This window comes from Tenacibaculum gallaicum, from assembly GCF_003387615.1.
Lineage (GTDB): Bacteria > Bacteroidota > Bacteroidia > Flavobacteriales > Flavobacteriaceae > Polaribacter > Polaribacter gallaicus.
In genome coordinates, this window is record NZ_QUNS01000007.1 from 55,232 (window position 1) to 75,974 (window position 20,743).

The following is a 20,743-nucleotide window of genomic DNA, read 5'->3' on the forward strand; positions in this document are numbered from 1 at the left end:
AACTAGTGGTTTTACTCGTATGTTTGCATCGTAATTAAAACACCTATGAAAGGACCCTTATTTTACGCAAAAATATTACTCTTTGGTGAGTACGGAATTATTAAAGATTCTAAAGGATTAGCAATACCTTTTAGTTCTTATAAAGGAGCGTTAAAATCTGCACGAAACTTAACAGGAGAAGCCAAAAAATCAAATGAAAGTTTGGCTAATTTCTACACATATTTGGCTAACTTAAACTCTAATACAGTTTCTTTTGATTTAGATTCTTTGAAAAATGATATTGACGACGGAATGTATTTCGACTCTTCAATACCTCAAGGATATGGTGTAGGGAGTTCGGGTGCTTTAGTAGCTTCTATTTACGATAAGTATGCTAATAATAAAATTACAGTTTTAGAGAACTTAACAAGAGATAAACTTTTAACCTTAAAACAAGTTTTCTCTTTGATGGAATCTTTTTTCCACGGTAAAAGTTCTGGATTAGATCCTTTAAACTCTTATTTAAGTTTGCCAATTTTAATCAATTCAAGAGAACATATTGAACCAGCAGGAATCCCTTCTCAAAAAGAAGGAAAAGGAGCTGTTTTCTTATTAGATTCTGAGCAAATTGGTGAAACTGAGCCTATGGTTAACATCTTTATGAACAAGATGAAAAATGAAGGTTTTCGTAAAATGGTTAGTGAGGAGTTTGCAACACATACCGATGCTTGTATTGAAGACTTTTTACAAGGGAATGTTAAGTCGTTGTTTGGCAATGTTAAAAAATTATCAAAAGTAGTTTTAGCCAACTTTAAACCTATGATTCCAACAGCTTTTCATAAAGTTTGGGAACAAGGTATACAAACCAACGACTATTACTTAAAACTTTGTGGTTCAGGCGGTGGAGGTTACATCTTGGGTTTTACTGAAGATTATGAAAAAGCAAAAAACAGTTTAAAAGATTACAAATTAGAGTTGGTGTATCGCTTTTAAAATGCTACTATGAGTACATTTAAAAATAATACATTTTTCTTAAAAATATTTAGCCTTTTATCTGTCATAAGAGGTTACAACATTTTAGTATTAATAGCAGCTCAATATTTGGCTGCTATTTTTATTTTCTCTGATACGAAATCAGTTAAACCTGTAGTTTTTGACTGGCATTTGCTCTATTTAGTTATTGCTACCGTTTGCGTAGTTGCTTCTGGGTATATTATCAATAATTTTTACGATAAAAAGGCCGACATTATTAACAGACCTATAAAAACAGGATTAGATTCTTACGTAAAACAAGAAACTAAATTGACTTTATATTTCACACTAAACTTTATTGGTTTTTTCTTCGGATGGTTGGTATCATGGCGCGCAGCCTTGTTTTTTTCAATATATATTTTTGGAATTTGGTTCTACTCTCATAAGCTAAAAAAACATCCGTTAATAGGCTTAATAACTGCCACAATATTAACCATACTTCCTTTTTTTGTGATATTTGTACACTATAAAAACTTTTCTAAAGTAATTTTTGTGCATGCTATCTTTCTTTTTTTAGTCATTATGATTCGTGAACTCATGAAGGATTTAGAAAATATTAAAGGAGCTATTGTTAATAATTACACTACTTTTCCTGTAAAATATGGAGAACAGAACACCAAAAAACTAATCATTTTACTAATGGTATTGACTTTAGTTCCAATCGGGGTTTTATTTAATTATCCTGCTATTGAGTATATGAAGTACTATTTTTATTTAGCTGCTATTACCTTAATATTTGTTGGTTTTTATACATGGAAATCAACAAAAAACAATCAATATCGATTGGCTCATAACATTTTAAAAGTATTATTATTAATAGGTGTTTTTAGCTTATTATTTATTGATAAATCTTTAATCGTAGATAAAGTAGTACAGGTTTTAGATTAAAAACCAAATAATTACTGTAACTTTGCGCACTTTTTAAAATTTAATTATGAATTCAAAAAACTCGTCGAGAGGACGACAAGCTGGACGCAACAGCAATCCTCAAGAAAAAAATCAATTCAAAAAAGATTTCAGAAAACCTAAAAGTAATAAACCTGCTCAGAAAAAAACTGAGAGTACTGGTATTCGTTTAAACAAATTCATCTCTAACTCAGGAATTTGCTCTCGTAGAGAAGCAGATACTTACATTGAGCACGGAAGTGTTTCTGTTAACGGGGAATTAGTTACCGAAATGGGGTATAAAGTACAGCCTGGTGATGAAGTTCGTTTTGACGGAACTTTAATTTCTATGGAGCAGAAACGTTACGTTTTATTAAACAAACCTAAAAATTACATTACTACTATGGAAGATGACCGTGGTCGTAAAACTGTAATGGAACTAGTAGGAAACGCTACAAAAGAACGTATATACCCTGTTGGAAGATTAGACAGAAATACTACTGGATTATTATTATTTACTAACGATGGTGAGTTGGCAAAAAAATTAACGCACCCTAAACATAATGTTCGTAAATTATACCATGCTTCTTTAGATAAAAAATTAAGCATTGCTGATTTAGAAAAATTACGTGGTGATGTAATTATAGAAGGCAGAAAAGTATTTATTGATGCTGTTTCTTATGTTGAAGGCGAACGTAAAACTGAGGTTGGTATTGAGATTCACTCTGGTAGAAACCGTATTGTTCGTAAGATTTTTGAACACTTCGGATATACCGTTACAAAACTAGACAGAGTTATCTTTGCTGGTTTAACTAAAAAGAATTTACCTCGTGGTAGATGGCGTGAATTAACACAACAAGAAATTAACACATTACAAATGTTGTAAAATAAAAATCCCGAGTTTAACACTCGGGATTTCTTTTTGATTATTTCTTTGGTTTTTTATGGTCTTCCTGTACCTCTTCATCTCGATATTTACAACATTCATGTAAATTGTCATAGGCTTCTTTAGTTGCTTTAAACTCTTTCGTATCATGCCCTACACCTGCCACACTTTTCTTAACCGTTTCTGCAGTTGTTTTACGTTCATCTATAATTAAGCTTAATTTATGAGTGTTTACATCCCATTTTGCAAATTTTACTCCTTTAGTTTTTAATGCTGCTTTTTCTATACGTTGTTTACACATCATACAAACACCATCTACTTCGAAAGAAGTTTTGGCATTTTTTTTCTGAGCAAATGCTGATGTACTTAAAAGCAAAACAACTGCTAATAATATATTTTTCATAAGTTCTTTGTTTTTATTTATTGAATTAATTAATCTATTTTAAATCGTAATCCTGCGTAGAAGTTACTTCCAAAAACTGGTGCATATATAATAGTGGTATCAAAATTTGCTCCAAAAGGATTATCACTTCCCAGTATAGGATTTTTTTGTTTGTAATTTGTAATGTTTTCTGCTCCAGCATACATTTCAAACTTTTTTGAAAACACTTTTGTTATTTGAGTGTTTAACAAATTATAGCTATCTGAATATGTTGGCAACTGGTTGTTTGTATTAGGTAATCGTTGCTCTCCTATCCAGTTATAGGTTACGTCAAATTTCCAGCTAGCATCGCTTTCCTCCGTTTTAGTTTCGTAAGATACGTTGGCAAAAAAACGATGTTTTGCTTGTAAAGCTTTCGCTAAGTTTCCTGATTTATAATCTGTAGAAACATCATAAAACTTATACGAGAATCGAGCATTGAAATATGGAATAATATTTTGATTCATTTCTATCTGGAAGCTATTTGCTATACTTTTCCCTTCTAAATTATAAAAAGAAATTTCTTGTGGATTCTCCCAATCAACTACTACTTGGTTTGAAAAGTTTGTTTGATAAAAATCAAATGTAACATCTCCTTTTCTTCCAAATAATTTATATCCTTGCAAAAACGACACCCCATAATTCCAAGCCTCTTCTGGGTCTAAACCATAAATATTTCCGCCTGTATTTTCAATAGTAATCGCTCGTGATGAAGCAAAAAGCTGTTGATTCTCTGCAAAAATATTAGCACTTCGTTTTCCTCTTCCTACAGAAGCTCTTAACACTGCTCTTTCCCAAGGAACATAACGCATGTGCAATCTTGGTGTTACAAAAGTTCCTAATAGGTTATGATGATCTAATCGAACGCCTGCTGTAACGCTTAAATTATCTGCATTATCATAAGCATATTCAAAAAAAGCTCCTACAGAGTTTTCTTTTCTATTAAAATTCGGAGACAACATCTCACTAATAAACTCTTCGTAGTTATCATAGGTAAAGCTAGCACCTGTTTTGAATTTGTTACGAGTATCTCCGATAATAGAGCTAAACATAAAACTGCTATAAAAGCTTTGATGCTGAATATTGTAATCTCTCAATCCAAAATATGAATCTTGTTTATGATTACTATACGCTGCTTGAAAGCCCATATTTTGAAATGGCATATCAGGAAATACGTAACCTACTTTTACAGAAGTATCAAAACGTTTGGTTTTAATTTCGCTTCCCCAAACAGTAGTTGATCCTTTATCTATTTCTCGGTTAAAACCAACTTCCCCTACTTGTTTTGAATCGTCTAAATACCTAAAATTGATAAAACTTACCCAACCTTTTTCGGCATCAGTATATTGCCAACGATTCATCACATTAATTTGTTCTGCTAATGGATTGTCTAAAAAGTTATCCTTGTTTTTATCAAATTTTTCTCCTCTATAATTACCATGTACATACAAACCTGTTTGCCATTTTTCACTTACTTTTTGATTGAAATGCGTATTGAACTCTAACCTACCTCCTGCTGCTCCATAAGCGTTAAGGTAAAATTTATGATTGGTTGATGGTTTTACTAACTCAGTATTTATTTGACCTGAAATACTTTCAAAACCATTCACAACACTTCCTGCGCCTTTAGTTATTTGAATACTTTCTACCCAGGTTCCAGGTGTAAATGTTAATCCGAATGCTTGTGCAGCTCCTCTAATTGACGGAATATTTTCTTGAGTAATTAACAAATACGGACTTGTTAATCCTAACATTTGAATTTGTTTCGTTCCTGTTAAAGCATCAGAAAAGTTAACGTCTATTGACGGATTGGTTTCGAAACTTTCTGACAGATTACAGCAAGCCGCTTTTAACAATTCATCACTATTTATAGTTACTAAGTTTTGTGTTTGCAAATACGACCGTTGGGTAGAGTTTCTTTTCGCAGAAACCGCAACCTCTTCTAACGTGTTACTTTCTGTTAAATAATGACGAACAGGCGTTAAACTATTAACTATTATTGTATCTGTTTTATAACCAACAAAGCTTATTACCAACTTTTGATACTCTTTTTTATATGGAATACTAAACGTTCCTGTTTCATTAGTGGTTGTTCCTACACTTGTATTTAACCAATACACATTGGCTCCTAATATTTCTAAATTATTATTATCTTTTATCACTCCCTTTAACTCTTCTTGAGCAAAAAGTGATAGAGAAATCAGTAAAAAAATACTGATTATAAAGTTTTTTCTCATTGTTTATTTTATCATACTACATTATACAATTCTTATTTTTTTAAGTAAGAATTGTAAATCATATGATAAAGACTTCGTGAAGTACCTGTATATTATAAAACAGTTTGGGTGGTATATAAAATTCATGTGGAACAAACTGTTTTTCTAAATCTTGAAATAACAGACTGTTAAAAACATATGAAGTAACCGCTGTAGCAACCTTTATAAAGGTTATTTTTTCTACAGACGATTTTTGAATTTGAGTTTGCCCTTTTATAAGCTCTGCATCATCTTTACAACATGATGCTTCTATTGCTTTACTCTCGCAGCTATCTTCTTCTACATCATCACAGCTAGCTACACTTCCTACATAAGAAACAGCCACTAAAAAATCACCACAAAAATGCTTTTCTACATTAAATGAGAATGTAGATAGCAACACTGTTATTGCTAAGGTTATAGCTGTTATTTTAGAAAAATGTTTCTTCATGCCTTGCAAAGGTACAAATTTTTAAAACTTTGTTTTTTAATTTCCTTTAACTTCTATTTATTTAATGTTTTTAGTAAAAAAACAATTTCATCATCTTTATATGTAAAAATAAACCTTTAGCACAACAAAAGCCCGGATAGCAAATAATATTATTTGACCTACAAAATAAAAAAACCTTTTCTTTTTTACTTAAATACTTTAAAACAATTGTTCTAACATCCTTTCATTTAATTTACTTAGTTTAAAACCATGTATCTTTTAAAGTAAGTGATGCTACCTCATACTTTTCATCTTCTGGAGGGAGAAATCCTTCTCCTTTTTCATTGGTAAGCATGTACACAACTTTATCATTAGCAAAGGTAAATTCATACCATTTGTTAGCAAGTACCGCTTCTTTTTCTCCAAAAACACATGGACTCCAATTCTTATGCGTTCTTTTATTAAAAATTTCTGAATCCTTAGGCCTTTTAATATCCGGAGCGTAGTACTCTTCGTCTTTCCAATATTGTTCTCTTTCGGCTTGTTGTTCTGGAGTTACTTCTGGGGTAGGAATACCACAACTGTAATATAACGGTGGCGGAAATCCTTCTGCTTTTCTGCGTTCAAAATCTTTTTGACGATACGGATCAAAAGCATCTCCTGGTGGCAAAGAACGGTTTTTATCCATATACCAAACGTAAAAAGATAGTCTATCCATAACTCCTGTGACAGATAATATAAATCCTCCAAATTTTACGTTTGTGTATGGAGCTACTAAAGTTGGAACTGATATTTTTCCTTTATGAGTTAAAATTAAAATAACTTCTTTAAAATAAACAATTGCAGGAGTATTTGACCAATAATTAGGATAAGAAAAAAGACCTTGCATTCTATCCATTATTAGTTTTTTATTTTTAAAAATAAATGTTTTTATAATAAAACACAAACCAAACAAAAAAATTGGTGCTGTAACAGGAAAAGGTGCTCCGGTACTAAAACTTCCACCGATTCCAAAATGTAAAATTAAAGAAAAAAGAATAATCCCTCCCCCTGACTTCAAATCCCCTTTTGGGTAATAATAGTCAAAAACAAAATATTCATCATCTACATGTAGATATCCTTCTTCACCTTTTAAATGTATTAACTTTAATTTCTCTGGGATTCTTACAATTTCTAAAAGAAATGCCTTTTTAGTTTTTTTCCTTTTATAAGTAGCTACTTTATTTTTATCTAACTTTATATCAATCATTCACTTTTTTCTTAAAAGGTTTATCTTTCCATGCCTCTTTAGATAATAATTTAGGAAGTATATTTATTGCTACCGGCCCCTGATAATTGGAATATTTTTTAATAACCTTTCTTATCAATACTTTCTGCTTAAAACCATGTATCTTTTAAAGTAAGTGATGCTACTTCATATTTTTCATCTTCTGGAGGAAGAAACCCTTCTCCTTTTTCATTGGTAAGCATGTATACAATTTTACCATTAACAAAGGTAAATTCATACCATTTATTAGCAAGTACCGCTTCTTTTTCTCCAAAAACACACGGGTTCCAACTTTTATGGGTTCTTTTATTAAAAATTTCTGAGTTTTTAGGCCTTTTAATATCCGGAGCGTAGTACTCTTCGTCTTTCCAATATTGTTCTCTTTCTGCTTGTTGTTCTGGAGTGGCTTCTGGAGTAGGAATACCACAACTGTAATATAACGGTGGCGGAAACCCCTCTGCTTTTCTACGCTCAAAATCTTTTTGACGATACGGATCAAATGTTTTACCTGGTGGTAAAGGTCTGTTTTTATCCATATACCAAACAAAAAAAGATAATTTACTTTTAACCTCTATTCCTGCTAAAATAAATCCATTAATTCTCCAATTAGAATATGGAGCCATTAATGAAGGAGCTCCCATTTTTCCTTGTGGTGCATTAAGAAAAATAGCGTCTTTAAAATTTACTATCACTGGAGTATTTGACCAATAATTTGGGTATGAAAATAAACCACCTAGTCTATCCATAATTAATTTTTTCTCTTTAATTGCCAAAGGTTTAATCATGAAAGATAAGCCTACAAGAAAGATTAATCCTGTAATCCAAAAAGGACCAGTTACTAAACTACCCCCTGCCCAGAAATGAAGTATAATTGAAAAGATAATTATCCCTAAGCCTGTTTGCAAATCTCCTTTAAAATCATAATAATCGAAAACATAATACTCATCATCAATCCTAATAAAATCTTCTTTAAAATCAGAGTATCTATCTTTTGGCCTTTTTTCTATTTCTAGGAAAAGAACCTTTTTATGTTCTTTTCCTTTAAAAGCAGTTATTTTATTTTTGTCTAACTTTATATCAATCATTTACTTTTTTCTTAAAAGGTTTATTTTTCCATGCCTCTTTAGATAATAATTTAGGAAGTATGTCTATTGCTACTGGTCCTTGATTATTGGAATATTTTTTAATAACCTTTTTTACCAGTACTTTTAGTTTAAAACCATGTATCTTTTAAAGTAAGTGATGCTACCTCATACTTTTCATCTTCTGGAGGGAGAAATCCTTCTCCTTTTTCGTTGGTAAGCATGTATACAACTTTACCATTAGCAAAGGTAAATTCATACCATTTGTTAGCAAATACCGCTTCTTTTTTTCCAAAAACACACGGGTTCCAACTTTTATGCGTTCTTTTATTAAAAATTTCTGAATCCTTAGGCCTTTTAATATCCGGAGCGTAGTACTCTTCGTCTTTCCAATATTGTTCTCTTTCGGCTTGTTGTTCTGGAGTGGCTTCTGGAGTAGGAATACCACAACTGTAATATAACGGTGGCGGAAATCCTTCTGCTTTTCTACGCTCAAAATCTTTTTGACGGTACGGATCAAAAGCATCTCCTGGTGGCAAAGGACGGTTTTTATCCATATACCAAACGTAAAAAGATAATTGACTAATAACGTCTACTATAATAAAGACAAAACCATTTATTGACCAATTAGAATAAGGGGCCATTAGTGTTGGGGTACCCATTTTTCCTTGTGCCGCATTAATAAAAATAGCATCTTTAAAATTTACTATCACTGGAGTATTTGACCAATAATTTGGATATGAAAATAAACCACCTAGTCTATCCATAATTAATTTTTTCTCTTTAATTACCAAAAGTTTAATTATAAAAGATAAGCCTACAAGAAAGATTAATCCTGTAATCCAAAAAGGACCAGTTACTAAACCACCCCCAGCCCAAAAATGAAGCACCACTGAAAATATAATTATACCTAATCCTGTTTGTAAGTCTCCTTTAAAATCATAATAATCAAAAGCATAATACTCATCATTAATACAAATAAATTCTTTTAAAAAAGAGGATTTTATATCATAAGGTTTTTTTGCTATTTCTAGAAAAAGAACTTTTTTATGTTTCTTTCCTTTAAAAGTAGTTATTTTATTTTTGTCTAACTTTATATCAATCATTTACTTTTTTCTTAAAAGGTTTATTTTTCCATGCCTCTTTAGACAATAATTTAGGAAGTATGTCTATTGCTACTGGTCCTTGATAATTGGAATATTTTTTAACAACCTTTTTTACCAGTACTTTTAGTTTAAAACCATGTATCTTTTAAAGTAAGTGATGCTACTTCATATTTTTCATCTTCAGGAGGAAGAAATCCTTCTCCTTTTTCGTTGGTAAGCATGTATACAACTTTACCGTTAGCAAAGGTAAACTCATACCATTTGTTAGCAAGTACCGCTTCTTTTTCTCCAAAAACACATGGACTCCAATTCTTATGGGTTCTTTTATTAAAAATTTCTGAATCCTTAGGCCTTTTAATATCCGGAGCGTAGTACTCTTCGTCTTTCCAATATTGTTCTCTTTCTGCTTGTTGTTCTGGAGTGGCTTCTGGAGTAGGAATACCACAACTGTAATATAACGGTGGCGGAAACCCCTCTGCTTTTCTACGCTCAAAATCTTTTTGACGATACGGATCAAATGTTTTACCTGGTGGTAAAGGTCTGTTTTTATCCATATACCAAACCATAAATGACCAAAATCGATAAGGTGCATAATTATTTATGTGATAGTTTGTTAAAAAAGAAGTTTGTCTTAATTTTAAAATTAGAGCCCCATAACTTCCTTTTCCTCCAATGACAGCCACTAAATCTTCAAATTTAGTTGTTATTGGCTTTTTAAGTAAATAATCTGGATAACTTATCAATCCTTGACTTCTATCTAAAATAAACTTCTTTTTATTTCTTTTTAAATAATGAAATATTATATAAATAATTCCCATTAACATGGGACTTGAATAAAAGTAAAGAGCTTTTCCTCTTATATTCAATAATAAAATACTTAATAAACCTAATAAAAAAGCTCCACCTCCAATATAAAGATAAAATACCATATCATGTGGATTATACACATATATACTATCATTCGATTTTAATATCTTTTTACTGTACGTCTTCGAATAATCGATATCTTCATTTTCTGGAGAATTAATAATTTCTATTCTTATTTTTTTAAACACCCTTTTTTCTTTATTCAAATCAACAACATTTTTCGGGTTTAATTTTATTTCCTCCATGCCTCTTTAGATAATAATTTAGGAAGTATGTCTATTGCCACTGGTCCTTGATAATTGGAATATTTTTTAACAACCTTTTTTACCAGTACTTTTAGTTTAAAACCATGTATCTTTTAAAGTAAGTGATGCTACCTCATACTTTTCATCTTCAGGAGGAAGAAATCCTTCTCCTTTTTCGTTGGTAAGCATGTATACAACTTTACCATTAGCAAAGGTAAATTCATACCATTTATTAGCAAGTATCGTTTCTTTTTCTCCAAAAACACATGGACTCCAATTCTTATGGGTTCTTTTATTAAAAATTTCTGAATCCTTAGGCCTTTTAATATCCGGAGCGTAGTACTCTTCGTCTTTCCAATATTGTTCTCTTTCTGCTTGTTGTTCTGGTGTAGCTTCTGGGGTAGGAATACCACAACTGTAATATAACGGTGGCGGAAATCCTTCTGCTTTTCTGCGTTCAAAATCTTTTTGACGATACGCATCAAAAGCATCTCCCGGTGGTAAAGGACGGTTTTTATCCATATACCAAACGTAAAAAGATAATTCACTATTAACATCAACTGTTGATAATGTAAAACCACCAAATTTAACATTCGTGTATGGAGCTACTAAAACTGGGACTGCCATTTTCCCTTTGTAGGCAAAAAAAAGAGCTGCTTCTTTAAAGCGAATAACTACTGGTTTATTAGACATATAATTGGGGTACGAAAATAACCCATCCATCCTTGATAAAATTAGCTTTCTATTTTTGACAATGAATGTCTTAATAATAAAACACAAACCGAACAAGAAAATTGGAGCCGTAATAGGGAAAGGAGCTTCAAAGCTAAAACCTCCACCAACCCCAAAATGAAGTATAATAGAAAATAATATTATACCCCCTCCCCACTTAAGATCATCTTTAAAAACATAGTAGTCAAAAGCATAGTATTTATCATTTAAGCAAAGAAAATAATCAACATCCTTTAAATTAATTTTATAAGGAGAAGTCCTTATCTCTAAAGGTTCAGATTTTTTAGTTTTTTTTCTTTTATAGGTAGCTACTTTAGTTTTATCTAGCTTTATATCAATCATTCACTTTTTTCTTAAAAGGTTTATCCTTCCATGCCTCTTTAGATAATAATTTAGGAGATATGTTAATAACTACATGTCTTGGTAGCCTGTGTCTTTAAACACTTTTTAACAAACCTTTCTTATCAATACTTTCAGCCTAAAACCATGTATCTTTTAAAGTAAGTGACGTTACTTCTTATTTTTCACTTTCTTGTTGTATAAACCCTTCTTCCTTTTCTGTGCCAAAAACAATTAATTTTCTAATTTTTCAGTTTTAATAATTTTTCCTTTTTCATCATATACCATTGCTTTTTCTATTTTACGTCCTTTTTGGTATTTTTTATAGAGTTTTAATTTACCATTCTCATAATACCATTTTTCTTCTCCATGTTTATCTCCTTCTTCATATTCAATTACTTCATCAAATGTCCCCTCTTTAAAATATGACACCCATTTACCATGTTTTAAATTATTTTTATAACTTTTTATAAATTCTAAAGAGTGATTATCATTATTATAATATTTTGTTTCCTTTATCTTATTCCCTTCTTTATCATATTCAAAAACCTCATTTTTATGTCCATTCCTATAAAAAGATTGCATACCAGTAGTTAAGCCATTTTTCTTTTCAAAAAAGAATTTTATTTTATTATCTGTATACCATGCCCATTTCCCATTTTTCTTTTTATCTAAATATTCTCCAGATCGATATAATGTTCCATCCTCATTGTAAGTTTTCCATTTAAATGATGTTAACTCTTCATTTATCAACCTACCTTCTATATCATATTCTTTAGTCCATTTATAAACTCCTGTTCCTTCTCCATAACCTACTTTGGCTTTTTTGGAATTATCATGATACCTTATTATCTTACCCTGTACATTTCCTTCTTCATTGTACATCGCTACCTCAAATAACTGACCATTTTCATGATATTTTTTCCACTCTCCATTTTTTTTATTATTAAAATATTTTCCTTTCTCTTGTAATTTACCATTCTGGTAATATGATTTCCACTCACCTAATAAATCGCCCTTTTCATTTTTTAAACATTGCTCTTTTAACTGACCGTTAGGATAGTATTCTATATGTTCTTTTTCTACTTCATCAATAGTAGTTTCAATAATACTCTCTTCAATTATATCATCTTCTTGAGCAAATACAATGCTTGGTATTGCTAACAATAAAAAATTTAAAAATAATGTTTTCATTTTGTTTATTAATTTTACCAACCTCCAATACGTTCACGCTCTGCTTGCTGTTCTGGTGTAGTTTCTGGTGTTGGTATGTTACTTGGAAATAATGGTTTTGGAAAACCTGCTGATTTTCTACGCTCAAAATCTGCTTGCCTGTACTCATCAAAGGCAGTACCCGGTGGCAATGGACGGTTTTTATCCATATACCATAGATAAAACGACAAATCTTCGTAGCAATTATTACCTAACGTGCATAAAAACAAAGAGTATGTTTTATCTGGCCTTACTATTTGGAGATTAAATGCTCCTCCTCCTTGTACACTAGGGCTAGACATTGAAAAAATAACCTTATCAATAGGCATGGTAATATTTTGATGCCACATAAAGCCAGGAAAAGTGACTAAACCATCCTCTCGATTCCAAAGAGACTCTTTATATGGCATGGTATAATAATAAATTGCAAAAAACAAAAACCCTAAAAAAAATAATAAAGTTACCAAAATAAATATTACACTTTCTTCATCAGATGTTGTATAGGTAAATAAAAAGCTTACAAAAAGTAATAAAAAAACTCCCCCCCCCATATTGGTAGGATTTTTGGGGCTGTTGGGGTTTGTAAAAACTTGTCATTCGCATAAGGAAAGTTTTCTGAATTTACATGGTTTTTACTTACTACTTCTTTATTGTGCGTAATTTGCATGGAAAGCATTCTGCTAAATCCTCCTTTTTTTACTTTTTTATCACCATGCTTATATTCAGTATGCGTAACTTTTCTTTTATAATCAAAAGTTTTTTCTACCATGGTTTATCCTCTTTTAAATTAGCTAGGGTGTCAAACACTAAATCTTGTTTATCAATATTCTCTTTTCCTGAACTTGAATAAATACTACTACGCAAACTAAACTTGGCTCCGATATATCTTTCTGGCTTGTTACGTAACGGATGTGGAAAATAATGATTGTTAGCTTTGTCAATACGCATTCTTATCGCCAATACTATTTCTAAATCTTCTTGTTTAATAAGTTTTCTTTTTTCTAAGATTTCTGTCTACACAGAAATGACAGTTCCTTTTACCATCCACCTATACGTTTACGTTCTGCTTGCTGTTCTGGTGTGGCTTCGGGTGTTGATATTTTACTTGGATATAAAGGTTTAGGAAACCCTTCCGCCTTTCTACGTTCAAAATCTTGTTGACGATATCGATCAAAAGCATCTCCTGGAGGCAAAGGCCTATTTTTATCCATATACCAAATAGTAAATGCCCAATAGTTCTTTATGTTATATTCCGTTAATAAACCTCCAACTCTATCTTTACTTTTACTTGATACAAAAGCTAACATACCACTAATAACTCCTGGACTAGAATTTATATGCTTAACCCTTGCAAAACCAGAACTAAAAGGAATAGTTACTGTACTTCTAAAATTTCTAGGCATAACTATAACCCCATTCATCCTATCAAAGACTAAGTATTTAATAGGTGCAACAAAACCATAGATAACCGTTACAACTCCTGGGATTCCAAAAATCGTCAGTATTATAATTTTTGGCCAAAAATCGTCACTCTTAAAAAAGAAAGAAATTATTATTGGTACAATTATTAACACTATACCAATACCCCAAGACATCCAGCCTCTTGCTGTTCTTTTTTCTTTGTAAAACAAATCGTTGGCTTCCTCTATAAAATACTTATTACTTTCTACTGTTTCTTGCGTAATACCTTTCGGTTTCTCTTTAATTGTCTTTGATAAGTACTCCATTATCTTTTCCAAGTATTAGGGTTATACACTTCATCTTCAGTTCCAATTCTAATATTTGTTCCCCACACTTCATCTAAAACATCATTAATCCTATCCGCTATAATCATATCACCTGTAGGAGCTACCCAATCGGTAGCTGATAATTTATACCCCATATAACGGTCATTACCATTTTTATGTGGCCAATATTCATTTAACTGTTCGTTTATAATGGTTCTACTTATAAATACAAATTCTGAGCTTAAAGAAATTTTATTAAGAATAGCCTTGGATAAAGTATACGAAACTTCAAGCACATCTGCTCCATTATCATCTGAAGTAACTTCTACTTTATCAGCAATCAACATTTCATCTGAACTTGAAACTTCTTTAGTACCTTTTACAAAAAGTCTCATCGCAAAATCAAAGCTACTCTTATTGTATAAGAATTTACGTAAGTGTACTTTTAGAGTTACTTTTTTTACTTTTTTATACTTAACTCCCGCACTCAATTGAATTGCATCTCTTATATAATCTCCCCAAGATTTATCTGGTTTATCTTCGTAGAAAAATTGTGTAACATTTTCTTTTACACGATAGCTAATTAATAAATCATATAATAATTGTGAAGCCTTTTTAAAATCACGCCACTCTTTAAAATCGCTCTCCACCAGACGATCTCGTTCATTATATATTTGCTGTATATAAACAGAAGGAGCTTCATTTCCTGCAACTAATTGATGTTCGCTTCCTAATACATTATTTTTCAAAAACTTTTCTAGAGGTGTATCAGTAAAGTAAATAGCTAGTGCTACTCCTACCAACACTAAGACAAATAAAATAGCTAATGGCCAAAAAGTTAAAAAACCAAACGCAGCTCCAGTTGCAAAAGCAACAATACTATCTGCCAATAACACCGCACTTAATGCTCCAGTGATTGCCCATGTAAGTGAGGCATCATAATCTCGCGCTTGGTAGGTTTCTATACTATCCCATACACACATAGTAACACCTACACCAGACCCAACAAACCCTGTTATTTTAGATATGTTACCTATTGATCTCACAGCACTTACACTCCCCCCTCCTTTATTTGCTAGCATTTTAGCCTCAGCATAACTGGTTGAAGCAGATATTAAACTTAACACTCCACCTGTAGTATCTATTCCATTTTTAATATTAGCTTGAGAACTTAATTTATTTACACTAACAGCAGTACTTATTACTTCTAAACCTGCCATAAAGGCTCTAAACTTAGGGTGTTCTAGAGCTTTCGTTATCCATTCACTGGCTTTATTACCCGCCCCTTTAATAGGAACTTCAAAACGTTTATTTGCTACAATTTCTTCTGGTGTTCCCTGTAACGCTGAAGCCTTTATCCTTATATGCCTATGTCCACTTCTATAATTTGCTAACTGATCTTCTTCTACCCATTTTGACATATTTAGAAAAAAACCTTTTTTTGAAATACTGTTTTCAAGCTCTTTTCTTTTTATCTGAATAACAACTTCATTTTCGTACTCAAAAGATTTTATATATCCTAAAACTACCTCAAAACTTGATTCTGAAGTTGCATATTTTGCATAACTCTCTGTTATACTTTTAAGAGTATCTATAAATTTTTTAGACAGCGAAAAACCTTTACTAGCATCTAAAATTGTTTCCTGTAATTCTTCTAATTTAACTTTTTTACTTAATAACTTTGAAATTTCATCATCATCATTTTCCAACGTTTTAATATAAAAATCTTTCCAACTATCTTCTTTTCCTGTGTAATCTTTTTTTAGGTCTAAATGTCTATCTTTATCATGCTGATGTGCAGATAAGACCTCTAAATGAGAAGCTAGAATATAATTACCTTCAAATACTGCTTGATTCCCTCCTTCAGTATACAGTGGCAAGTAACATTTATAATAATCATTTGACAAAAAAGTTCCAAAGTCTCCTCTTATGTTTGAAATTACTTTTCGTAACTCTTTTCTTTCCTTAACAGCTAAAATTTTTAATAACTTGTCTTTATCTGTAGTTTCAGCATACTCTTCTTTCATTTTCTCATCATTATAGATAAGTTGATAGGTGGTTAATGCTGTTGAAAAGAGTCCACTTACTTGTTCTTCGTAATCAGAAAAAGTACTAGATCTATTTTCTCCTTTTTCTATTCTAGTAAAAATGTCTTCTTTACTTTGCCCTGTTTGTATAGACTCAATAATCGCTTCATGTTTCTGATGTTTTGTAACAAGTACACTTCCAATATCATTAGCACAACCAATAGGGTCATTTAATGTAACAAACATATCTTCATAAAAGTCATTATTTCCTTCATCTGTTTGTTCTTCTTCATCAACATGAATTTCTCTTAAATCATCTCTAAACTCTCCACCTTGAAGATGATTTTTAAACGAAACTACTTTTACATCTTTATACGAAACTACTTCGTCTGACTCGGGGTTACATCCTACTTCAATGCCTACACAATTAATAGTTTGCATAAACTTTTGCTTCTTTTCATCACTACCGTTAACTTCATTAAAAAAAGCCTTGCTCCACTGAACTGGTGAATAAGCTATGTAATATTCTCCTGGAGTATTTATAGTAATAAATGATCTAGCATTACCTGTAGCTTTTCTTATATCTCCATTATTATCTTTAGTCCAGACAATACCCTTTAATTTTCCTGATTCGTTTACTTGATACTCTTTATATTTATTATTATCACTCTTATTAATAATATAAATATATCCTAGTCTTAAAAATGTACGAGCTAAATAAAAGTTTTCAATTTCTGGTATTTTATTATTAGCTACTTTTACCTCATCAACACTATACTTTTTCTTTCCTTCCAATATACCATCTATATCTATAGCAGTATCTTCGGTAGATTTTTTCTCAAAAAAACCATACCTAAAAAGGTGAAGTTTGATTCCTTTTTTCAAAGCTTCTTTTTTGGGACTTGCTACTGGTTCTGTAACTCCACCTCCTGTACATTCAAAAAAATATTCTGCAATTACTTCTTGATATTCCTTTTCTTGATATTCTACTAATAAATCGTCAGCCATTTTTTGTTTCTTTAATTTTTAGAAGATTCTTTTTCCTTTTCTGTAGCATCTTCAACCTCCCAAGTAACTTCTACTTTTTTATCTTGTACTGTTCCTGTTAATTCTACCACTTCTTCTTCATTTGTGGTTGTACTACCGTTTTCATCAGTAGCTTCAACAGGCTTCTTTACTTTAAACGTAATACTTTCTCCTTCTGGTATATTATACACATAAGCTCGAAGTGTTACTTCTTTTAACACTTTTGATTTACGTATTATATTCTTCTCTTTTAGCCATTGCAAGTTATAAATTCGCGGTTCTCCTTGCTCTTCTTCTTTTAACTTTTCTTGGTTTTCTTCCGCTTCTTTTATTTTACTGTTATGAGCTAATCTATCTACAATGCTAATTTTAGGAAACGGTATCTTGTTTACAGGCATATTAACTGAAGGAACTGGTACAGCGCTACCTACTATGATATTAGCTTCTCCTGCTGTTATTGTTCCTCCATGAGCTGTTAAGTCTCCCAAACATGCTACGGGTTTTCCGTTAATTAAAATATTAGGAAATCCTTGCGCTATGGTATCTGGTGGGCCTACACAGGTACATATACTACCTATAGTGGCCACGGGTTTTCCGTTGGCTAATACATTTGCTTCTCCTTGTGCAATAGGACCGCCCACATGAGGTACGGTTCCACTACACATAGGGCACACGTGCATGCTTCCTACTGTTGCAACTGGTCCTGGCATAATTATTATGTTTTAAAATTACATTATATCAAACTTACCACTTGCTCCTTGTACTACAGTCATCTGTCCTTGCACTTTGGTTTGTTGTCCTTTTAACTCGGCTGCTGCTTGCCCCTCAATTGTAGTATTTTGTCCTTTTATATCAGTATTACTACTTGCTTCTATAGTTATATTCGCACTACTTGTAATACTGGTATCTTTGTCAGCTTGTGCGTTAATTGCTCCTTTTGACAAAATTGAAGTATCTTTTTCTGATGCTGTTTTAATCTCTCCTTTTGCTTGTAGCTCAATGTTCTCTTCTGCAATTATTTTTACATTTTTTGCAGAAAACTCCATAGTTTCAGCAGACTGAACAAATAATGACTTTTCTTTAGTATCAAAGGTTATGATACTTCCATCTTTATCTTTGATGGTTATTTTCTCTTTATCTTTTGTGTCATCTAACTCAATAGTGTGTCCACCACGTGTAATAATACTCTTTCGTACATTTTCTTCATCTCCTCCTGCTCCGTTTTTACCTGTAAACATGCTTCCCATAACAAAAGGACGGTTAGGATCGTTATGCTCAAAACCTACCATTACTTGATCTCCTATTTCTGGTATGAAAACAAAACCTCTATTAGTTTTAGTAAGATCACTGCTTCCTGCATCAGGAGTCATTACACGAATAAAATCTGTTTTTGCGCCAATAGCTTCTTGCCAGTAAAACTGAACTTGTACACGTCCTTTACTTTCTGGGTCTTTATTACTTACCACCGTTGCTACTTGATTGTTAGCTACTGCTGACACTATGTTTTCGTTTAATGGTAAACTTTTTGTATTTGCAGGGATAGCTTCAAAAGTATTAGAATATGCTCCTCCTACATCTGCAAAGTGGCTTATTTGAGTTATAATATATTCTCCATACTGTTTTACAGTATATTTTCCTTCGTCATACTTTGCTGCACTTACTTTTATTACGCTTCCTAAACTTAATCCTTTCGCTCCTCCACTTGCCTTAAGTACATTACCTCCTGCACTTAAACCTTGTAAACGTTTTTGTAAATACTCATCTAATGATGATTTGTCTTGTAAAAACACATCACTTACTCCAAAGTCTTTTACTTCTTTATAAACTTGTTCTGATGCTTTAAGTGCTGTATTTGCTAAATCGTTTAAGCCTTCGTTAGTTGCTTTTAAATCGCCTTCAAAGAATTGATCATTTAACGAATCGTAACTGTAGGTTGCTAAAGTAGGATTGTACGTTTTCGTTTTTATTTGTAGTTCTTTTAAATCTTTACTGTATTCTAGCTCTATTAGCTTTTGACCTTCAGATTCGGGTTTTCCAAAAACAACATCTACTCCATCAAAATAAAACCATTCGTTATATTGATATGCTAATCTTTGCAGGTATTTGTAGTCACTCTCTGCATATTGACATTGGTAAGGAATTACTGTAGTATATGCTGGACTAATCTTGTTTTTTATAGCGGTAGTATCCATGATCTCTGAAACAATACTTCCTAGATCTTTTTCTAACCAAGATTTTTGTTGTTTCCCATTTTCTAGTAAAACTGTCTGAGACAACCCTTTAAGTATTAATTCGCCGTGTAATCCTATTTCACTATGGCGCATTGATACGTCTAATACAACTCCTATAAAGGCTTTACCTGAGACATTGGTGGTAAGCTGTTTTCCTAACCATTCTTTTGATTTTTCTAACGTATAGCTTCCTGCTTCTTCAACAGTTTCTATATCTACTAAAACTTCAAAGGTATGATGCTTGTATAAAAATTGATTAATTGTAATTGTTTTATAGCTCTTTACAAAGTTACCATCAATGGTAATTTGCTTATCTAACGCTTCTTCTTTTATCTTATGCATGGGGGTGTTTTTTCTTTGTTATAGTTAAAACTATCAACGCTTTTTTTGAAACAAAAAAAAGACCTTCTTTTATAAAAAAGAGAAGGTCTTTAATAAATAAATTATATAAAACTAAAAGTTATTTAGTCCTTCTCATTAAGCTACTGGCCAACGGTTATCTAAGTTAGCGTTACCAATAAGTAATTCTTCAGCAGAGAAAGTAACTGTTAATTTCATTGGAACTTCATTGTTTACATCTAAATCTTCTTTGAAATAAACGATGTAAGCATTTTTGAACTCCACTTCTTTCATTTTTGAATCTTCATCTGTTTTCTTAAAAACAATTTTTCCGTCTACAGCTTTAAATTGGCTATTTACCATTGCCTCGATTACAGATGTATCTGATGTAGATTCGATAGTTAAAGTAACTCTACCTCCATTTACACTTGAAGATGGTTTACCTTTTGTATCTGTGTTTCTGTTTAAGCTATACTCAGCTTGTAATACGTCGAATTCTTTTCCTCCGAATTCGAAACTTGCTCTAAATGATCCCATAGTTTCTTTTTTTTGGGTTAACTAATTAATTTAAAAATACTTTTTAGAGCTTTCTCAATAAAAAAAAGAGAAAGCTTTAAACAACATAAAACCTTCTCTTTTTTTATTTTTTGGCGCC

Annotated in this window: 20 protein-coding genes; 3 read left to right on the forward strand and 17 right to left on the reverse strand. The window is 31.6% G+C overall.

Annotated elements, in window-relative coordinates:
• Positions 1-45 precede the first annotated feature (45 nt).
• Genes C7448_RS12475 through C7448_RS12485 form a run of 3 tightly spaced genes read left to right on the forward strand, consistent with a single transcriptional unit; the run spans position 46 to position 2,782 of the window.
• Positions 46-972 (forward strand): mevalonate kinase family protein, encoded by a 927-nt coding sequence (locus C7448_RS12475; RefSeq protein WP_115901720.1) that lies wholly within the window; start codon positions 46-48, stop codon positions 970-972.
• Between the two features lie 9 nt (positions 973-981).
• On the forward strand, positions 982-1,899 hold the full coding sequence (locus C7448_RS12480) for a geranylgeranylglycerol-phosphate geranylgeranyltransferase (protein WP_115901721.1): 918 nt from the start codon (positions 982-984) through the stop codon (positions 1,897-1,899).
• 46 nt (positions 1,900-1,945) lie between these two features.
• Positions 1,946-2,782: a pseudouridine synthase gene (locus C7448_RS12485; protein WP_211321915.1), complete on the forward strand. Its 837-nt coding sequence runs from the start codon at positions 1,946-1,948 to the stop codon at positions 2,780-2,782.
• A 40-nt stretch (positions 2,783-2,822) separates the two neighbouring features.
• Here the strand turns inward: C7448_RS12485 and C7448_RS12490 are convergent, their stop codons facing one another.
• The 17 genes from C7448_RS12490 to tssD all read right to left on the reverse strand — a co-directional run bounded on the left by C7448_RS12490 (position 2,823) and on the right by tssD (position 20,625).
• Positions 2,823-3,185, reverse strand: a complete 363-nt coding sequence (locus C7448_RS12490) for a heavy-metal-associated domain-containing protein (RefSeq protein ID WP_115901723.1) — start codon at positions 3,183-3,185, stop codon at positions 2,823-2,825.
• Positions 3,186-3,214: 29 nt separating this feature from the next.
• The gene (locus C7448_RS12495) at positions 3,215-5,440 is read right to left on the reverse strand and encodes a TonB-dependent receptor (RefSeq protein ID WP_115901724.1); all 2,226 of its coding nucleotides are present in this window, start codon (positions 5,438-5,440) and stop codon (positions 3,215-3,217) included.
• A gap of 58 nt (positions 5,441-5,498) precedes the next feature.
• The gene (locus C7448_RS12500) at positions 5,499-5,909 is read right to left on the reverse strand and encodes an HYC_CC_PP family protein (RefSeq protein ID WP_115901725.1); all 411 of its coding nucleotides are present in this window, start codon (positions 5,907-5,909) and stop codon (positions 5,499-5,501) included.
• A gap of 241 nt (positions 5,910-6,150) precedes the next feature.
• Complete coding sequence (locus C7448_RS12505; RefSeq protein ID WP_115901726.1) at positions 6,151-7,137, reverse strand: hypothetical protein; 987 nt, start codon at positions 7,135-7,137, stop codon at positions 6,151-6,153.
• Between the two features lie 128 nt (positions 7,138-7,265).
• Positions 7,266-8,240 carry a hypothetical protein gene (locus tag C7448_RS12510; RefSeq protein WP_115901727.1) on the reverse strand — a complete coding sequence of 325 codons (975 nt, stop codon included), beginning with the start codon at positions 8,238-8,240 and terminating at the stop codon, positions 7,266-7,268.
• A gap of 128 nt (positions 8,241-8,368) precedes the next feature.
• On the reverse strand, positions 8,369-9,343 hold the full coding sequence (locus C7448_RS12515) for a hypothetical protein (protein ID WP_115901728.1): 975 nt from the start codon (positions 9,341-9,343) through the stop codon (positions 8,369-8,371).
• Between the two features lie 128 nt (positions 9,344-9,471).
• The gene (locus tag C7448_RS12520) at positions 9,472-10,455 is read right to left on the reverse strand and encodes a hypothetical protein (RefSeq protein ID WP_115901729.1); all 984 of its coding nucleotides are present in this window, start codon (positions 10,453-10,455) and stop codon (positions 9,472-9,474) included.
• 96 nt (positions 10,456-10,551) lie between these two features.
• Positions 10,552-11,529 carry a hypothetical protein gene (locus C7448_RS12525; RefSeq protein ID WP_115901730.1) on the reverse strand — a complete coding sequence of 326 codons (978 nt, stop codon included), beginning with the start codon at positions 11,527-11,529 and terminating at the stop codon, positions 10,552-10,554.
• A 231-nt stretch (positions 11,530-11,760) separates the two neighbouring features.
• On the reverse strand, positions 11,761-12,720 hold the full coding sequence (locus tag C7448_RS12530; RefSeq protein WP_115901731.1) for a toxin-antitoxin system YwqK family antitoxin: 960 nt from the start codon (positions 12,718-12,720) through the stop codon (positions 11,761-11,763).
• Positions 12,721-12,734: 14 nt separating this feature from the next.
• Positions 12,735-13,289 (reverse strand): hypothetical protein, encoded by a 555-nt coding sequence (locus tag C7448_RS12535; protein WP_115901732.1) that lies wholly within the window; start codon positions 13,287-13,289, stop codon positions 12,735-12,737.
• On the reverse strand, positions 13,256-13,507 hold the full coding sequence (locus tag C7448_RS12540; RefSeq protein WP_115901733.1) for a hypothetical protein: 252 nt from the start codon (positions 13,505-13,507) through the stop codon (positions 13,256-13,258). The genes C7448_RS12535 and C7448_RS12540 overlap by 34 nt, the downstream gene beginning before the upstream one ends.
• Positions 13,501-13,686: a hypothetical protein gene (locus C7448_RS12545; protein WP_115901734.1), complete on the reverse strand. Its 186-nt coding sequence runs from the start codon at positions 13,684-13,686 to the stop codon at positions 13,501-13,503. Before C7448_RS12545 ends, C7448_RS12540 begins: the two co-directional genes overlap by 7 nt.
• Positions 13,687-13,775: 89 nt before the next feature.
• On the reverse strand, positions 13,776-14,465 hold the full coding sequence (locus C7448_RS15945) for a hypothetical protein (RefSeq protein ID WP_211321916.1): 690 nt from the start codon (positions 14,463-14,465) through the stop codon (positions 13,776-13,778).
• On the reverse strand, positions 14,465-17,500 hold the full coding sequence (locus C7448_RS12555) for a toxin VasX (protein WP_115901735.1): 3,036 nt from the start codon (positions 17,498-17,500) through the stop codon (positions 14,465-14,467). The genes C7448_RS15945 and C7448_RS12555 overlap by 1 nt, the downstream gene beginning before the upstream one ends.
• Positions 17,501-17,511: 11 nt before the next feature.
• Positions 17,512-18,228: a PAAR domain-containing protein gene (locus C7448_RS16130; RefSeq protein WP_115901736.1), complete on the reverse strand. Its 717-nt coding sequence runs from the start codon at positions 18,226-18,228 to the stop codon at positions 17,512-17,514.
• Between the two features lie 18 nt (positions 18,229-18,246).
• Positions 18,247-20,091 (reverse strand): type VI secretion system Vgr family protein, encoded by a 1,845-nt coding sequence (locus tag C7448_RS12565; protein ID WP_115901737.1) that lies wholly within the window; start codon positions 20,089-20,091, stop codon positions 18,247-18,249.
• Positions 20,092-20,226: 135 nt separating this feature from the next.
• Positions 20,227-20,625, reverse strand: a complete 399-nt coding sequence (gene tssD / locus C7448_RS12570; RefSeq protein ID WP_115901738.1) for a type VI secretion system tube protein TssD — start codon at positions 20,623-20,625, stop codon at positions 20,227-20,229.
• Positions 20,626-20,743 lie beyond the last annotated feature (118 nt).

Bases quoted from the DNA above. Each gene is read 5' to 3' on its own strand.
- C7448_RS12500 (WP_115901725.1), bottom strand. From the start codon at position 5,909: ATGAAGAAACATTTTTCTAAAATAACAGCTATAACCTTAGCAATAACA.
- C7448_RS12505 (WP_115901726.1), bottom strand. From the start codon at position 7,137: ATGATTGATATAAAGTTAGATAAAAATAAAGTAGCTACTTATAAAAGG.
- C7448_RS16130 (WP_115901736.1), bottom strand. From the start codon at position 18,228: ATGCCAGGACCAGTTGCAACAGTAGGAAGCATGCACGTGTGCCCTATG.
- C7448_RS12520 (WP_115901729.1), bottom strand. From the start codon at position 10,455: ATGGAGGAAATAAAATTAAACCCGAAAAATGTTGTTGATTTGAATAAA.
- C7448_RS12540 (WP_115901733.1), bottom strand. From the start codon at position 13,507: ATGGTAGAAAAAACTTTTGATTATAAAAGAAAAGTTACGCATACTGAA.
- C7448_RS12555 (WP_115901735.1), bottom strand. From the start codon at position 17,500: ATGGCTGACGATTTATTAGTAGAATATCAAGAAAAGGAATATCAAGAA.
- C7448_RS12490 (WP_115901723.1), bottom strand. From the start codon at position 3,185: ATGAAAAATATATTATTAGCAGTTGTTTTGCTTTTAAGTACATCAGCA.
- tssD (WP_115901738.1), bottom strand. From the start codon at position 20,625: ATGGGATCATTTAGAGCAAGTTTCGAATTCGGAGGAAAAGAATTCGAC.
- C7448_RS12525 (WP_115901730.1), bottom strand. From the start codon at position 11,529: ATGATTGATATAAAGCTAGATAAAACTAAAGTAGCTACCTATAAAAGA.
- C7448_RS12530 (WP_115901731.1), bottom strand. From the start codon at position 12,720: ATGAAAACATTATTTTTAAATTTTTTATTGTTAGCAATACCAAGCATT.
- C7448_RS12565 (WP_115901737.1), bottom strand. From the start codon at position 20,091: ATGCATAAGATAAAAGAAGAAGCGTTAGATAAGCAAATTACCATTGAT.
- C7448_RS15945 (WP_211321916.1), bottom strand. From the start codon at position 14,465: ATGGAGTACTTATCAAAGACAATTAAAGAGAAACCGAAAGGTATTACG.
- C7448_RS12515 (WP_115901728.1), bottom strand. From the start codon at position 9,343: ATGATTGATATAAAGTTAGACAAAAATAAAATAACTACTTTTAAAGGA.
- C7448_RS12545 (WP_115901734.1), bottom strand. From the start codon at position 13,686: ATGCGTATTGACAAAGCTAACAATCATTATTTTCCACATCCGTTACGT.
- C7448_RS12485 (WP_211321915.1), top strand. From the start codon at position 1,946: ATGAATTCAAAAAACTCGTCGAGAGGACGACAAGCTGGACGCAACAGC.
- C7448_RS12475 (WP_115901720.1), top strand. From the start codon at position 46: ATGAAAGGACCCTTATTTTACGCAAAAATATTACTCTTTGGTGAGTAC.
- C7448_RS12480 (WP_115901721.1), top strand. From the start codon at position 982: ATGAGTACATTTAAAAATAATACATTTTTCTTAAAAATATTTAGCCTT.
- C7448_RS12510 (WP_115901727.1), bottom strand. From the start codon at position 8,240: ATGATTGATATAAAGTTAGACAAAAATAAAATAACTGCTTTTAAAGGA.
- C7448_RS12535 (WP_115901732.1), bottom strand. From the start codon at position 13,289: ATGGGGGGGGGAGTTTTTTTATTACTTTTTGTAAGCTTTTTATTTACC.
- C7448_RS12495 (WP_115901724.1), bottom strand. From the start codon at position 5,440: ATGAGAAAAAACTTTATAATCAGTATTTTTTTACTGATTTCTCTATCA.